The sequence below is a fragment of the Martelella lutilitoris genome (assembly GCF_005924265.1).
Taxonomy (GTDB): domain Bacteria; phylum Pseudomonadota; class Alphaproteobacteria; order Rhizobiales; family Rhizobiaceae; genus Martelella; species Martelella lutilitoris.
In genome coordinates, this window is record NZ_VCLB01000006.1 from 36,160 (window position 1) to 51,651 (window position 15,492).

Here is a 15,492-nt window from a genome sequence, read left to right on the forward strand (position 1 = left end):
ACAGCGACGGCACCAGCACCGGGAGGAAACCATGCATATGCGAAGACTTGGAAGAACGAATATCGATATCTCGCCCGTTGTCTTCGGCGGCAATGTGTTCGGCTGGACGGCCGATGAACAGACCTCCTTTGCGCTGCTTGACCGTTTCGTCGGCGCCGGCTTCAACGCCATCGACACGGCCGATGTCTATTCCGCCTGGGTCGAGGGCAACAACGGGGGCGAGTCGGAAACGATCATCGGCAACTGGCTGAAGCGCGGCGGCGTGAAACGCGAGGACGTGGTGATCATCACCAAGGTCGGCTCGGAAATGGGGCCCGGCAAGAAGGGGCTGAAGGAAGGCTGGATCATGCAGGCCGTGGAAGATTCGCTCCGCCGGCTGCAGACCGACTATCTCGACGTCTACCTCGCGCACTGGCCGGATCCCGAAACCGAGTATGATGAGACGATCGGCGCCTTCACCAAGCTGCGCGAGCAGGGCAAGGTTCGCGCCATCGGCGCGTCGAACCTGGACGCGGCGCAGCTTGAGGAGGCGCTGAGAGTCGCCGAACATACCGGCCGGGCGCGATATGACGTGCTGCAGCCGGAATATAACCTCTATGCCCGTTCCAGTTTCGAAGGCGCTCTGGCGGAACTCTGCGTCGAACACGATATCGGCGTGATCACCTATTTCAGCCTCGCATCCGGCTTTCTCACCGGCAAGTACAAATCCGCCGACGACACTGCGGGCAGCGCGCGCGGCGGCGGTGTGGCGAAGTATTTCGACGATCGCGGAAAGCGGATCCTCAAGGCGCTGGAGACGGTTTCCGCCGATACCGGAGAGCATCCGGCGGCGATCGCGCTGGCCTGGCTGATGACCAGGCGCGGCGTCACCGCGCCGATCGCCAGCGCCTCGCGGCTCGAGCAGATGGACACGCTCCTGCGCGCGCCGGAGATCGAGCTTTCGCACGAAGCGCTGCAGATGCTTCAGGAAGCCGGCGAATGAGCAGCATAACCATCCGCACGGCAGTGGCCGCGGACAAGCCGGGCTGGGTTGACCTCTGGCAGGGTTACCTGACCTTCTACGGCAGCGCGATCGGTCCGGAAGTGACCGAAACCACATGGTCGCGCATTACCGACCCGATCGTTCCCGTTTTCACCCGGCTCGCAATTGTCGGTGACAAGCCGGTCGGCTTTGCCACCTGTATTCTCCATCCGCGCACCTGGGCGATCGAGCCCGCCTGCTATCTGGAAGACCTGTTCGTGGACGAAACCATGCGCGGACGCGGGATCGGCAGGCGGCTGATCGACGACCTGATCGCGATGGGTCAACGCGATGGCTGGACCAATCTCTACTGGCACACCAATTCCGGCAACGAGACCGCGCGCAGGCTCTACGACCGCTATGACAAGGCCGATGATTTCGTCCGCTACCGCCTGCCGCTGAAGGGGTGAAGGCGGCTTGTCTGATTCCGTCAGACCGCTGACGAGCCCGTGGGTGCACAGGTTGCGGCCTTCACTGATCTCCCAATAGGTGTCATGCTCGGACTTGATCCGAGCATCCAGGCGGCTTGATGACCTGAATTTCAATTGTTTTTCGCGAGAACAGCCATGTGGCCTGGATCCCCGGGTCAAGCCCGAGGATGACGCGGAGTGAAATGACAAGGGTTGTCGATAAAACAACGGTCCCTTACTTGGTGCCGTACATCCGGTCGCCGGCATCGCCCAACCCGGGAACGATATAGCCCTTCTCGTTCAGATGGCTGTCGATGGCGGCGGTGTAGACCGGCACGTCCGGATGGCTGTTGCGGAAATGCTCGATCCCCTCGGGCGCGGCCAGGAGGCAGAGGAAGCGGATATTGGAAACGCCGCGTTCCTTCAGCCGGTCGATCGCGGCAATCGACGAATTGCCGGTCGCCAGCATCGGGTCAACGACGATCACCAGCCGCTCGCCGATATCCTCCGGCGCCTTGAAGAAATATTCGATCGCCTCCAGCGTTTCATGGTCGCGGTAGACGCCGATATGGGAGACGCGGGCAGAGGGAACGAGGTCGAGCATGCCTTCCAGCAGACCGTTGCCGGCGCGCAGGATGGAGGCGAAGACCAGTTTCTTGCCTTCCAGAACCGGTGCTTCCATCGTTGTCAGCGGCGTCTCGATCGTCTCCATAGTGAGTTCGAGATCGCGCGTCACCTCATAGCAGAGCAGCGTCGAAATCTCGCGAAGCAGCCTGCGGAAGCCCGCCGTGGACGTGTCCTTCTGACGCATCTTCGTCAGCTTGTGTTGAACCAGGGGGTGGTCGATGACCGTTACGCCGTCCATGAGCTTCAATCCCGCTTTGATCTTTTCGTGCTGAACCCTTCTATGGCGCAAAAGGGACCGGCGCGGCAAGCACCGCGCCCGCCTTCGGGCCGAAACGCCGATTTTTCCACTGTTTCAGCCGCGCAGCCGGGCAAAAAGCCTTTCGCGCGTTTCCTCATCGACAAAGGCGGCGGCAATCGCCGTTTCCGTCATCCGGGCGGTCTCTTCGGGCGAAAAACCCAGTTCGCTTTCCGCAATCTCGTATTCGCGCGCCAGCGACGTGCCGAAGAAGGGCGGATCGTCGGAATTGAGCGTCACCCGAACGCCCGCGTCAACCAGCCGGCGCAGCGGATGGGCGCGAAAGTCCGGATAGACGGAAAGCGCGATATTGGAACCGGGGCAGACCTCCAGCACCACGCCCTCATCGGCCAGCCGGCGGACAAGCGCCGGTTCCTCCACGGCCCTGACGCCGTGGCCGATCCGGTCGGGCCGCACGAGGTCCAGCGCATCACGCACGGAACCCGGCCCACAGACTTCGCCGGCATGGATCGTCAGCTTCAGTCCGCCATCGCGGGCAATGTCGAAGGCGCGCGCGTAATCGGCGACGCAGCCCATGCGCTCGTCGCCCGCCATGTTGAAACCGGTGATCAGCGGAAAGCCGCAGGAAACGGCGTAGCGCGCCGCCCCCTCCACCTGTTCCGGTCCCATATGCCGCTCGCCGATCATCACCATGCGGCACTCGATCCCGGTCTTCGCCTTCGCCGCCTCGATGCCCGCCGTGATCGCGCGCATATAGGCATCGCGGGAAAGACCGGCGGCAAGTCCCTGTTCGGGCGAAACGAAAAGTTCGGAATAGATCGCGCCGTCGGCGGCAAGCTCGCCGAGATAGGTCTCGGCGAGATCCGCGAAATCCTCCTCGGCCCGAAAAACATTGGCGATTGCGGCATAACAGGCAATGAAGCTCGAAAAGTCATGCCAGACATAGCGGCCGTCCCTGAGCCAGGCGGACAGATCGATGCCGTATTTTGTCGCAAGGCGCGCGGCAAGGGCCGGCGGCGTCGCCCCTTCGATATGGCAATGGAGTTCGGCTTTCGGTGTCGTCACAGGAAGGATGCTCCGTATCTGCCGGGCCCGAGCCCGAGGTGATGGGCGATGCTCTCGCCGATGTCCGCATAGGTCTCGCGCAGGCCCAGCGATCCCGACTGGAGGCCCGGGCCGAAGACGAGAACCGGCACGCGCTCGCGGGTGTGGTCGGAGCCGCGCCAGGTCGGGTCGCAGCCGTGGTCCGCCGTCAGCACCGCGATATCGCCCGGCCTCATTCTGGCAGCAATCTCCTCGATGCGGGCATCGAACGCCTCGAGTGCGGCCGCATAGCCCGGCACATCCCGGCGGTGGCCGTAGACCATGTCGAAATCGACGAGATTGGTGAACACCAGGTCGCCCTCGCCCGCCTCGTCCATGGCTTTCATGCTGGCCGTCACCAGCGCATCATTGCCGTCTGCCTTGATCAGGCGGGTCACGCCCTTACCGGCGAAGATGTCGGAGATCTTGCCGACGGCGAGAACGTTGCGGCCCGCGGCCTTCAGCCGGTCGAGCAGCGTTTCCTCCGGCGGGGCGATCGAGAGGTCACGGCGGTTGCCGGTGCGCTTGAAGGTCTCGGCGGTCTCCCCGATGAAGGGGCGCGCGATCACCCTGCCGATATTGAGGTCATAGGTCAGCTCGCGCACGACTTCGCAGAGTTTCAGCAGTCGCTCGAGGCCGAAATGATATTCGTGGGCGGCGATCTGGAACACGCTGTCGGCAGAAGTGTAGAAGATTGGCCGCCGCGTCCAGACATGTTCCTGACCGAAGCGCTTGATGATCTCCGTGCCCGAAGCGTGGCAATTGCCGAGGCTGCCGGAAATGCCGGCCTCGCGGTAGATCGCGTCGAGAAGCTGCTGCGGAAAACAGTCCGGCTGATCGGGAAAATAGCCCCAGTCGAACATCACCGGCGTGCCGGCAATCTCCCAATGGCCCGAGGGCGTGTCCTTGCCGCGCGAAACCTCGCTCGCCGCGCCGTAGCGCCCCAGAAGCCGCTCCGGTTGCTCCATGCCGACGGGATAATGGCGGGCCGCGAGCTTCGCCGCCTCCAGAAGGCCGAGCGCGGAAAGATTGGGCAGTTTCAGCGGGCCGGAGCGCAGGCCCGCCCGATCGCCGAGGCCCGCGGCGCAGAACTCGGCAATATGGCCGAGCGTATCGGCGCCGAGATCACCATAGGCCTTCGCATCCGGCGCGCCGCCGATGCCGAAGGAATCGAGAACATAGAGAAAGGCACGGGCCATCGGACGCTCAATCCTGCGCTGACAAATCGTTTTCCTCTTCTATCGTCTGGCATTCCTGATGGCAAACGCCCTTGCGGGCCGGGGAACCAGAGCCGGTTTCCATGTGTTTAGAAGATGATAACCATGTTTCTTAACGCCGAAGGAAGGCAGGATGATCATGCTGACAGCCATCGACACGATCAAGGCGAGCACTGTCATGCCCGAAAGAAGCAGCAGCAGAAAAGGCGAGGCCGGAAGCCAGGCCGGCGAACTGGCGCTAGTCGCCGGCGTCCTCCTGGCCGCAACCGCCCTGGTGATCTTCGCCGCTCTCCGGCTTTACGCCGTCAGTTGATCCCGCTCTATCTCTGCCCGAAAACGCCGGACCCAGGCATCACTGTGCGCGTCAGCCATCTTTTGGGTAGGCGTCTGGAGCGTGTCGGCGAGCGCGGGATCGCGCCCCAGTTCCGTCAAGACGGACGCCAATGTCGCTTGCGGAGCTTGCGACAGCGCATCATAGGTCAATGTCAGCGGCTTCACGCCTTGTCTTTCGAACCAGGCAGTCCAGTCCCGATCGAACGTCAGCATGCTGGTGTACCATTCCCCTATCGCAGTAGAATCATAATCCGGCTTACGAAAGGGCGCCGTGCGCTCGATATCGCTTCCGTCCGGCGCCACATGCCACAACCCGCTCTGTCGCGCCTTAACGTAGGAGACGGCCTGCGCAACCTTGTCTTCGCGTGTCAGATGGATGAAGAGCGTTCGCCCGAATGCCTGCTCGATGCGAGCGCGATCCGAATCCATTCCCGGATAAAGGACGCCAAGCTTTTCGAGAAAAAAGGCAAAACTGGGCCGCTGCATCCGCAGGCCGAATATCCCGGTCTCGCCCCGTCCCTTGTGAATTGCGCTTGCAAACACCGCCTGCAGGCTTTCCGGCTCGTTCCTTCCCTGTGAAAGGCCAAAACTCTTCTGCCAGGCCTCCAGTGACGGCCGGTGGAAGTGGGAGTCGGGGTGGCCTGCAACACCCGTGGCCGCCAGCAGCCGGCACAGCAGGGTACTGCCACTGCGCGGACTCGTGCATATCATGTAGGACTTGTATCGGGTTGACATCGGAAATCCTGTGCAAGACAACACGCAAAAAAATAGCATGACAGGCCTCAGGACGCACCCGGCAATCGCTGTTCGGGCAGTGCGATTACCGTGCGGAAGAAAGCCGCATCAAAGCCGCCAGCATCAGTTCCGCGCCCTTTTCGATATCCGCCCATTCGGAATATTCTTCCGGCGCGTGCGAAATACCGTTGCGGCTCGGCACGAAGATCATCGCCGAGGGGCAGAGCGCCATCATCGTCTGCGCGTCATGGCCGGCGCCGGAGATCATCCGTGTGGCCGGAAAACCGAGCGCCTCCGCCTCTCCTGACAAGAGATCGACCAATCCGGCATCGAAGGCAACCGGCGCAATGACGCTCTTTTCCTCGATTTCGTAGGCAAGGCCGTGCTTCGCCGCGACCGCTGCCGTCGTCCGGTAGAACAGCCTCTGCAACCCGCGCATGACCGCCTCAGAGGCATCCCGGATGATCACGGAGAAGGTCGCCTCGCCCGGCACCGTATGCGGATGATTGGGGAAAAGCTCCACTTTTCCGATCGTGATCCGGGCGATGTCCGACGGCGAATGCGCAATCATGTCCGGGATCTGCACGGCGATCTCGGCAAGGCCGGCGAAAGCATCGGCGCGCATGTCCATGGGTGTCGTGCCGGAATGGTTGGCCGTGCCCTTCAGCGTGACCTGCAGATTGACGATCCCCGTCGCGCCCTCCGGCAGGCCGATCGCGATCCCCTCGCGCTCCAGCACCGGCCCCTGCTCGATATGAAGTTCGAGAAAGGCTTTGACGGACCCCTTGGGCCGGGCAGCGCCGAGCACGGCCTCCGGTTCCAGTCCCTGGGCGCGCATCGCATCGGCAAGCAGCACGCCATCGGCATCGGCGGCGGACGTGAGCCATTCAGCCGTCACCAGACCGGCGATTGCCTGTGAGCCCAGCATGCCGCCGAAGCGCCCTTCCTCCTCCGAGGTCGCCACAACCTCGATCGGTATGGCGGGCTGCATGCCGGCATCCTTCATCGCCCGCACGCATTCAAGCCCGACGGCAACGCCCAGCGCCCCGTCAAAGGCGCCGCCGTCAACAACCGTATCAAGATGCGAGCCGACCATGATCGAAGGGCCGTCCGCATCGCCGAAACGCCCGAAAACCGAGTTCGCGCCGTCGCGCGTCACGGCCAGGCCATCGGCCTGCATTTGCCCGGCAAACCAGTCGCGCACGGCCATATCGGCATCGGAGAAACCCGGCCTGTTGAACCCCGCGCCGGAACTGCCGGCGCCGAAGCGGTTGATGCCGTCGAGAAGCGCTTTGAGCCGCGCGGAATTGATCTTCGGTGTACTGCCCATGGCTCTCGGCCTCCCCGGTTTATCTGCCGCAAGGCGGCTTTGTCTTTGGGGAATTTATTATGATAATTTCAGCCGTCCCGCAAATCGGGGCGCCGGACCATGGTCGGCGACACTCATCAGGCGATGCTGTTTTCCACGGCCTGCAGCATGGCAAGATGGGTCTCGATGAAGGGCACGAGGAGCGTCGCCATGGTCGTGTCGATCCCGGCCTTTCCTTCCGCCACGCGCCGTTTCTGGATCTTCAGCAGGTCCTCGTGACCGTCGATCTCTGCCCGGACATAGTGGAGGTCGAAGCTGGTGCCGGGATCCATCTTCTTCAGCCTGGCCAACGTCTCGGCAAGCGCATCGGGCCTTTTAGGCGTGGCCGCGCCTGCACCCAAGAGAAGATCGCCGACCGCCTCGGCCTCGCTTGCCTCCAGCCTGGCGAATTGCTGCACCATGGGATGCAGTGCCTTGTTGACCGCCAGCCTGGAAATATCGGCAGAAAACAGGCCGATCGTAAGCGTGTCGTGGGCATAGCCCGAGGTGACGATATTGGCTTCGGCAACCACCGGCGCCAGCGCCGCATGCGCCGCCGCCACGGCGCCGCCGATGATCACCTTTCGACGACTGATGTTGGTCATGTTCATGTGCCTTTCCGTTCCGGAGCGCGGCGCGATCAGCCGCGCACCCCAAGGATACGGTAGAAAGCGAAATCCAAGACAATTTAAGGGCGTATTCACGACATCGCGGAGGCCTGCGACATCTTTTCCGGCGCCTCCGTCTTTCCGCTAAACCTCTGACTTTACTCTGCCATTTTCCCTCCGCTGAGGGAACAGGTTGCAATTTATTATGATCAATCCTTGTAAATTACAGAATTTTCATAATTAATTAACGAAATACCAACAGAGGAGAACCGATTAATGAAACGCCTTCTCGCCGCCGCGCTTGCCGCAGCATCGCTGGCTTTCGGCGCGCCCGCCATGGCGCAGACGCCGCCCAATGTTCTGGTGGTCGGCCAGATCGCCGAGCCAAAATCGCTCGACCCGGCCGTCGACACCGCCGTCAACGATTTCCGCATTCTGGTGAACATGTATGACGGCCTTGTGCGCTACAAGGACGGCACGCTAGAGGTCGAGCCGGCTCTGGCAAAGAGCTGGGAGATTTCCGAGGACGGCAAGACCTACACCTTCAAGCTGCGCGAGGGCGTGACCTTTCATGACGGTTCGCCCTTCAACGCAGAGGCGGTGAAGTTCAATTTCGACCGCATGCTGGACGAAAACAGCGAATATTACGACACCGGGCCGTTCCCGCTGTCCTTCTTCTTTTCCTCCGTCGACACCGTCGAAGTGGTGGACGACATGACGGTGAAGTTCACGCTTTCCGAACCCTACGCCCCCTTCCTGTCGAACCTCGCCTATCCGACCGGCCTGATCGTCTCGCCGGCGGCGGTGAAGGAATACGGCGCCGATTTCGGCCGTCATCCTTCCGGCACGGGCGCTTTCAAATTCGAGGAATGGGACCCGAATTCCAAGGTCGTCGTTTCCAAGAACGCCGATTACTGGGATGGCGCGCCGCCGCTTGAGGCCGTCGTCTTCCGCCCCGTCACCGACGCCAACACCCGCGTTGCCGAAATGCTGTCTGGCGGGCTCGACGTGATGGTCGAGGTTCCACCGGATTCGCTGTCGCAGTTCTCCGGCAATGACCGCTACAAGGTCTATGAGCAGGCCGGCCCGCATCTCTGGTTCCTGATCCTGAACCTCAAGGACGGCGTCTTCGCCGACAAGAAGGTCCGTCAGGCGGTCAACTACGCGATCAACAAGGAAGCGATCGTCAACGACATCCTGCAGGGCACGGCCGATGTTGCCGCCGGCCCGACGCCGCCGGCCTTCGCCTGGGCTTATGACGACAGCCTGTCGCCCTATCCTTACGATCCGGAGAAGGCCAAGTCGCTGCTCGAAGAGGCCGGCTATGACGGCTCGGAACTGACCTTCTACGTCACCGAAGGCGGGTCGGGCATGCTGGAGCCGCAGGCCATGGCCACCCAGATCCAGGCCGATCTCGAAGCCGTCGGCATGCCGGTCAAGATCGAAACCTATGAGTGGAACACCTTCCTCGGCAAAGTGAACCCCGGTCTCGAGGGTGAAGCCGACATGGCCGAAATGGCATGGATGACCAACGATCCGGACACCCTGCCCTTCCTGGCACTGCGCACGGACGCCTTCCCCGACAAGGGCGGTTTCAACTCCGGCTATTACTCCAACCCGGAGGTCGACAGTCTGCTTGAGGAAGCCCGCACCTCCACCGATCAGGCAGAGCGCGCGAAGCTCTACAAGAAGATGCAGGCGATCGTGCAGGACGACGCGCCCTGGGCCTTTATCGCCAACTGGAAGCAGAACGCGGTCACCAAGGCGAGCGTTGAAAACTTCAAGCTCCAGCCGTCCTTCTTCCTGCTCTTGCAGAAGGTGGCAAAGCCGAATTGATCGGGCGGGGGCCCAAGCGCCCGGATTGGCGACAAACCTGTCCAATGTTCGGGCGCAACCCTGTCCTCTTGACGGGCGTCATCCTCGGGCTTGTCTCGAGGATCTAATCCCCTCTTCATGCGAGCGGAGTCCATGGTCAGTCAGCAAGGCCGTTCTTTGAGGCTTTCCCTGACCTGAAGCGCCAATCGTGCTGGTACGTGCTTAGACCCTCGGGACAAGCCCGAGGGTGACGACAGAGGGCGGGACAAGCCCGAGGCAGGGCCGCGCCACTCGCTCCCAATACTCTGTCCCGCCAGCGGGAGAGAAGATTGCGGGCTATGCGGTAATGCCGCCAGCCGTCAAGTCAGGTTTCATGGCCACCACGGAGAACACGTCATGGCCCACTATATCCTCAGGCGGCTTCTGACCGTCATCCCGGTCCTGTTGGGCCTGACCGTCATCGTGTTCGCGATCATGGCGATGATCCCGGGCGATCCGGCGACGGCCATTCTCGGCTCCTACGCAACGCCGGAAAATGTTGCCCGCATCAACAAGGCGCTCGGCCTCGACAAGCCGCTGGTGCAGCAATACTTCATCTGGCTCGGCAATATTCTCCAAGGCGATTTCGGTCGATCCTATACGCAAAACAGACCCGTCATCGACATCATCACCGAGCGTTTCGGCAACACGCTGATCCTTGCCGGCACCTCGCTCGTTCTCTGTTCCATCCTCGGCCTTCTGGCCGGCATCGTCTCGGCCGTGCGCCAGTATGGCCTCACCGACAAACTGGTCACTTTCTTTGTGCTGATCGGCATTTCGATCCCCTCCTTCTGGCTCGGCCTGCTGCTGATCCTGCTGTTTGCCGTCAAGCTGCAATGGCTGCCGGCGAGCGGCATGTACGCGATCTATGGCGGTGGCGGCCCGATCGATCTGCTGAAACACCTGATCCTGCCGGCCTTTACGCTCTCCGTGGTGGCAACCGGCGTTGTCGCCCGGCTGACGCGGACGTCCATGCTGGAGGTTCTGCGTCAGGACTATATCCGCACCGCACGCGCCAAGGGGCTGAAGGAGCGCCGTGTGATCATGCGCCACGCCTTCAAGGCGGCGCTCGTCTCCGTCATTCCCGTGCTCGGCATACAGGCCGGTTTCGTGCTCGGCGGCGCGGTCTATATCGAGACCGTGTTCCAGTGGCCGGGCATCGGCTCGATGCTGGTGACGGCGATTTCCACCCGCGACCTGCTGACAGTCCAGGGCGGGGTGCTGATCGTCGCAGCCGCCTATGTGCTGTTCAATCTGGTCGCCGATGTCGTCCAGACCATGCTTGATCCGAGGTTGCGCTGATGACTGACGCCACTGCAGACAGCGCGCCGCGCAACAAGGCGAAGAAGAGCGACCGCCCGAGCGCGCTGAAGCTTCTGTTCAACAATACGCTGGCGACCGCGGGCCTGATTGTCTTCGCCATCATCGTTGTCATCGCGCTGGCAGCCCCCATCCTGCCGCTGCAGCCGCCGAATGTGACGGACCCCGCCGTCCGCCTGTCGCCGCCGCTGACGGAAGGCCATTTGCTTGGCACCGATGCGCTCGGCCGCGATCTGCTGTCGCGTCTCATCTGGGGCACCCGCGTCAGCCTCGCCGTCGGCGTTTCGGCAACGCTGATCGCCGCGTTTTTCGGGTCCCTGATCGGGCTTGTCGCGGGCTATGCCGGCGGGCGCACCGACAATATCCTGATGCGCGGCATCGATATGGTCATGGCGTTCCCCTATATCCTGCTGGCGCTCGCCATCGTCGCCGTTCTCGGCCCCGGCCTCTTGAACGCGCTCTACGCCATTGCCGTGGTCAACATCCCCTTTTTCGCCCGTAACATCCGCGGCATGACGCTAGGGCTGTCGCGGCGGGAATTCGTCGATGCGGCGCGGCTTTCGGGCAAATCGCATTTTTCCATCCTCTTCGGGGAGGTGCTGCCCAACGTGCTGCCGGTGATCATCATCACCATGTCGACCACGATCGGCTGGATGATCCTGGAAACGGCCGGCCTTTCCTTCCTCGGGCTCGGCGCCCAGCCGCCGCAGGCCGATCTCGGCTCCATGCTTGGCGACGGCCGCAAGGTGCTGTTTACGGATGCCTATGTCTCCATGGTGCCGGGCCTGATGATCTTCGCGCTGGTCATGAGCATCAACCTTCTTGGCGACGGCATTCGCGACGTGCTCGACCCGCGCCTGAAATCCGGTGCGCTGGCGCGTCCCGGCGCGCGCACGGCGGTGAAGCGCGAAAGCGTGCCCGACCGGGGGCAGACGCCGCAAACCGTGCTCGACGTGCAGGAAATGCGCACCGAATTCCACATCGGCGGCAGCATCTACAAGGCCGTCGGCGGCGTCGACCTCTACATGCGCCAGGGCGAGTGTGTCGGCCTTGTCGGCGAATCCGGCTCCGGCAAATCGGTCACCGCCATGTCGCTGATGGGCCTCGTGCCGACGCCCCCCGGACGCATCGCCGGCGGCGCGGCCTGGCTCGACAGCGAGGACCTGTTTGCCGCAAGCGACGAGCGCATTCGTCAGCTGCGCGGCGGCGACGTCTCCCACGTGTTTCAGGATCCGCTGTCCACGCTGCATCCGCTATTTACCGTCGGCGACCAGCTGATCGAGGCCATCCAGGCGCACCAGCCACTTTCAAGACAACAGGCCCGCGACAAGGCAACCGCGCTTCTGGAATCGGTGCGCATCCCCAATGCGGGCGAACGGCTGAAGGCCTTTCCGCATGAACTGTCGGGCGGCATGCGCCAGCGCATCTCCATTGCCATGGCGCTTGCCAATGACGCCAAGGTGATCATCGCCGACGAACCGACGACCGCGCTCGACGTCACCGTACAGGCGCAGATCCTCGAACTGATGAACGGGCTGCGCAAGGAGCGCAATACCGCGATCCTGTTCATTACCCATGACTTCGGCGTGGTCTCGGCCATCTGCGATCGTGTCGCCGTGATGTATGCCGGCCGGATCGTCGAAACCGGCACGACCGAGGAAATCCTCGATCGTCCGGCCCATCCGTATACGGCCAAGCTGATCGAATGCGTGCCGGTTCTCGGCGAGCCGGACCGCCGGCTCGACGCGATCGAAGGGCGTCCGCCGGTGGTCAACAACCTGCCGGATGGCTGTGCCTTTGCCGACCGCTGTCCTTTCGTTCAGGACGACTGTCGCAGCGGCGATATCGCCATGACCGAGCTTGGCGAGGAGCGCGGCGTGCGCTGCCTCCACCCGCTCAACAGGGAGACCGCCGATGGCTGAGGATGTGTTGATCGCAATCGACCGGGCGGAACGCACTTTCGGCGGCGGCAAGACGCTGTTCGGAAAGAAGCTTCCCGCCGTACACGCCGTTCAGGATGTCACCATCGACGTGAGGAAGGGCGAGACCCTCGGCATTGTCGGCGAATCGGGCTGCGGCAAGTCCACGCTTGCCCGCCTGCTTTCCGGCCTCGACGTGCCGACGGGCGGAAAGATCACCTTCGAGGGCAAGGATCTGGCCGAGGAAGCACGCAAGAACCCGCGCGCGCTGGCGCGGCAGGTGCAGTATGTGTTTCAGGACCCGGTCTCCTCGCTCAACCCGCGCAAGAAGATCCGCACCATACTGGAAGCGCCGTTGATCCAGCTGTTGAAGCTCAACAAGGCCGAACGCGCAAAACGGCTCGAAGAGCTGATGAACGCGGTCAATCTCGCCCCGGAATTCCTCGATCGCTACCCGCACGAATTCTCCGGCGGACAGGCCCAGCGCATCGGCATCGCCCGCGCGCTCGCCGCCAATCCGGAAGTGATCGTGCTCGATGAGCCGGTCTCCGCGCTCGATGTCTCGGTGCAGGCGCAGGTGCTCAACATTCTGGATGACCTGAAGGCGCGCTTCGGGCTGACCTATCTGTTCATCAGCCATGACCTGTCCGTGGTCGAGTCGATCTCCGACCGGGTCGCGGTGATGTATTTCGGCAGGATCGTCGAGCTCGGCATGCGCGATCAGGTCTTTTCCGGCGCGCTCCATCCCTACACGCATTTGCTGTTGAATTCCGCCCCGGCGCCCGGCAGAAAGGCGGTTTCCGGCGGCGACCGGGAAGCCGAACTGCCCGACCCCTACAACCCGCCGCCGGGCTGCGCCTTCTTCGCCCGATGTCAGAGCGGAACGGAGCAGTGCCAGCGCTCTGTTCCACCAATCGACGAGGCGATGGGCGAGAGGGGCCACAAGGCCGCCTGTTTCCATCCGATGACGAAACGGACGGCATGAGCGACACCAGTCTTGAAAGCCGGCAGGCCTTCGGGCCGCCCTTTGCGGAGAAGAAGCGCAAGCGCCCCGATGTGATTGCCGACATGCTGCGCGACCGGATGATCGACGCGGAATTGAAACCCGGCGACCGCATGCCGGCCGAATGGCTTGAGGAGGATGCCCTGCGCGCCTCGCGCGGCACAGTTCGAGAAGCGTTGAAAATCCTGGAATTCCAAGGGCTGATAGCCTCGAAAACGGGTCCGGGCGGCGGTATTTTCATTCGCGCCGTGCAGCCGGCGGAAGCGATCCAGACCGTGACCAGCCTGTTTCTCCAGGCGCCGCCGTCGATCGCCGATATCTACGCGCTTCGCAAGACGCTGGAGCCCGAGCTTGCCGCCGATGCCGCCCTGCATCTGCCGGCCTCCGCCATCAAGACGCTGCAGGACAAGATCCGGCTCTACGAGGGCGAGGCCGAAACGGCTGAGGAGGAGTATGTTCAACGCCTCGCCGAGCTTGATTTTCACGCCGAGCTTGCCCGCCATGCGCAAAATCCGGTTCTGGGTTTTGCCTGCGGGCTGCTCTTGAACCTGCTGCGCGACCTTCCGGTCTGCCGGGCCATCTATGAAGAACGCAATCCGGGCCTGCGCGAAACCGGGATTTTCTACCAGATCGCGCTGATCAAGGCGATCCGCGCCAGGGACGCGTCGAAGGCGCGCGCCATCATGACGGAACATATGGCCGAGGCCGAGGCTTACATGCTTGAACGTGAACGCCTGACGGTCTCACGCAAGCCGGGTCGCGACAGCGACCAAGAATGACGAGCCGGGAGAAATGCCGATGAAATGCGCGCACACGATCCACGACCATCAGGGCCATCTCGGCTGGGACCGGTCGATCGAGCCGGTTCTTGTCGCCCGGTCCGGCGAGACGATCGCTTTCTCCTGCCGCGACGCCGGCAACGGACATTACGGCCCGCAGAGCACCGCCTCCGACATCCTGACGGCAGAGCCCGGTAAGGCCAATCCGCTGACGGGCCCGCTCTATATCGAGGGCGCGAAGCCCGGCGACGCACTCAGGGTCACCATCAATGAATTCGCGCCTTCGGGTTTTGGCTGGACCGCGATCATACCCGGATTCGGCCTTCTGGCGGACCAGTTTGCCGAACCAAGACTGAAGCTCTGGGATTATGAGACCGATATCTCGAAGCCCGGCGTTTTCAGCCCGCTGGCGCGCATTCCGCTGCGTCCCTTCATCGGCACGATCGGCGTTGCCATGGCAGAACCCGGCACCCACTCGGTGATCCCGCCGCGCCGGGTTGGCGGAAATATGGACATCCGCGACATTGCCGCCGGCACGACGCTTTATCTTCCGGTCGAAGTCGAGGGCGCCTTGCTCTCCATCGGCGACACCCACGCCGCCCAGGGCGACGGCGAGGTCTGCGGCACGGCGATCGAAAGCGCCATGGATGTTTCCGTCACGGTGGAGGTGGTGAAGGGCGCCGCGCCGAAAACGCCGCATTTTTCAACGCCCGGACCCATTGCGCGCCATCTCGACGCAGCAGGCTACGAGGTTACCACCGGGATCGGGCCCGATCTGATGGAGGCGGCGCGCGCGGCGGTCTCCAACATGATCGAACGCCTGACAAAAACCCGCAATCTTGACCCGGCAGACGCCTACATGCTGTGCTCGGTCGCGGGCGACCTGAAGATCAGCGAAATCGTCGACGCGCCCAACTGGGTGGTGTCGTTCTATTTCCCGCAGATCGTGTTTGAGTAGGGCCATCGAAAAAGGCGACCG

General features: G+C 62.9%; 15 protein-coding genes. 9 read left to right on the forward strand and 6 right to left on the reverse strand.

The features are described 5' to 3' along the window. Nucleotides 1-31: 31 nt before the first annotated feature. A complete protein-coding gene (locus FF124_RS11285; RefSeq protein WP_138748601.1) occupies nucleotides 32-982 on the forward strand; it encodes an aldo/keto reductase in 951 nt (316 codons plus the stop codon). Next, nucleotides 979-1,431, forward strand: a complete 453-nt coding sequence (locus tag FF124_RS11290; protein WP_187326904.1) for a GNAT family N-acetyltransferase — start codon at nucleotides 979-981, stop codon at nucleotides 1,429-1,431. Before FF124_RS11285 ends, FF124_RS11290 begins: the two co-directional genes overlap by 4 nt. A gap of 235 nt (nucleotides 1,432-1,666) precedes the next feature. Here FF124_RS11290 and upp read toward each other — a convergent pair whose 3' ends face one another. The 3 genes from upp to FF124_RS11305 all read right to left on the reverse strand — a co-directional run bounded on the left by upp (nucleotide 1,667) and on the right by FF124_RS11305 (nucleotide 4,596). Further along, the gene (gene upp / locus FF124_RS11295; protein WP_024708973.1) at nucleotides 1,667-2,296 is read right to left on the reverse strand and encodes a uracil phosphoribosyltransferase; all 630 of its coding nucleotides are present in this window, start codon (nucleotides 2,294-2,296) and stop codon (nucleotides 1,667-1,669) included. Between the two features lie 114 nt (nucleotides 2,297-2,410). Then, complete coding sequence (locus FF124_RS11300) at nucleotides 2,411-3,379, reverse strand: adenosine deaminase (protein ID WP_138748602.1); 969 nt, start codon at nucleotides 3,377-3,379, stop codon at nucleotides 2,411-2,413. Beyond that, nucleotides 3,376-4,596, reverse strand: coding sequence for a phosphopentomutase (locus tag FF124_RS11305; protein WP_138748603.1), 1,221 nt, complete (start codon nucleotides 4,594-4,596; stop codon nucleotides 3,376-3,378). Before FF124_RS11305 ends, FF124_RS11300 begins: the two co-directional genes overlap by 4 nt. A gap of 151 nt (nucleotides 4,597-4,747) precedes the next feature. Here FF124_RS11305 and FF124_RS11310 point away from each other — a divergent pair, with 151 nt between their 5' ends. Beyond that, nucleotides 4,748-4,927 (forward strand): hypothetical protein, encoded by a 180-nt coding sequence (locus FF124_RS11310; RefSeq protein WP_138748604.1) that lies wholly within the window; start codon nucleotides 4,748-4,750, stop codon nucleotides 4,925-4,927. Here the strand turns inward: FF124_RS11310 and FF124_RS11315 are convergent. From FF124_RS11315 to FF124_RS11325, 3 genes are all read right to left on the reverse strand, one after another. Next, on the reverse strand, nucleotides 4,912-5,682 hold the full coding sequence (locus FF124_RS11315) for a Stf0 family sulfotransferase (protein WP_138748605.1): 771 nt from the start codon (nucleotides 5,680-5,682) through the stop codon (nucleotides 4,912-4,914). The genes FF124_RS11310 and FF124_RS11315 overlap by 16 nt on opposite strands. 85 nt (nucleotides 5,683-5,767) lie before the next feature. Then, nucleotides 5,768-7,012, reverse strand: coding sequence for a Zn-dependent hydrolase (locus tag FF124_RS11320; protein WP_138748606.1), 1,245 nt, complete (start codon nucleotides 7,010-7,012; stop codon nucleotides 5,768-5,770). 116 nt (nucleotides 7,013-7,128) lie between these two features. Next, nucleotides 7,129-7,641: a DUF4142 domain-containing protein gene (locus FF124_RS11325; protein WP_138748607.1), complete on the reverse strand. Its 513-nt coding sequence runs from the start codon at nucleotides 7,639-7,641 to the stop codon at nucleotides 7,129-7,131. 273 nt (nucleotides 7,642-7,914) lie between these two features. Between FF124_RS11325 and FF124_RS11330 the strand changes: the two genes are divergently transcribed. The 6 genes from FF124_RS11330 to FF124_RS11355 all read left to right on the forward strand — a co-directional run bounded on the left by FF124_RS11330 (nucleotide 7,915) and on the right by FF124_RS11355 (nucleotide 15,471). Beyond that, nucleotides 7,915-9,474, forward strand: coding sequence for an ABC transporter substrate-binding protein (locus FF124_RS11330; RefSeq protein WP_138748608.1), 1,560 nt, complete (start codon nucleotides 7,915-7,917; stop codon nucleotides 9,472-9,474). 375 nt (nucleotides 9,475-9,849) lie between these two features. Next, entirely contained in the window at nucleotides 9,850-10,794 is a 945-nt protein-coding gene (locus FF124_RS11335; RefSeq protein ID WP_138748609.1) for an ABC transporter permease, read from the forward strand. Continuing rightward, complete coding sequence (locus FF124_RS11340; RefSeq protein ID WP_138748610.1) at nucleotides 10,794-12,734, forward strand: dipeptide/oligopeptide/nickel ABC transporter permease/ATP-binding protein; 1,941 nt, start codon at nucleotides 10,794-10,796, stop codon at nucleotides 12,732-12,734. The genes FF124_RS11335 and FF124_RS11340 overlap by 1 nt, the downstream gene beginning before the upstream one ends. Further along, on the forward strand, nucleotides 12,727-13,716 hold the full coding sequence (locus tag FF124_RS11345; protein ID WP_138748611.1) for an ABC transporter ATP-binding protein: 990 nt from the start codon (nucleotides 12,727-12,729) through the stop codon (nucleotides 13,714-13,716). Before FF124_RS11340 ends, FF124_RS11345 begins: the two co-directional genes overlap by 8 nt. Further along, a complete protein-coding gene (locus FF124_RS11350; protein ID WP_138748612.1) occupies nucleotides 13,713-14,513 on the forward strand; it encodes a FadR/GntR family transcriptional regulator in 801 nt (266 codons plus the stop codon). Before FF124_RS11345 ends, FF124_RS11350 begins: the two co-directional genes overlap by 4 nt. A 13-nt stretch (nucleotides 14,514-14,526) precedes the next feature. After that, nucleotides 14,527-15,471, forward strand: a complete 945-nt coding sequence (locus FF124_RS11355; RefSeq protein ID WP_138748613.1) for an acetamidase/formamidase family protein — start codon at nucleotides 14,527-14,529, stop codon at nucleotides 15,469-15,471. Nucleotides 15,472-15,492: the final 21 nt, after the last annotated feature.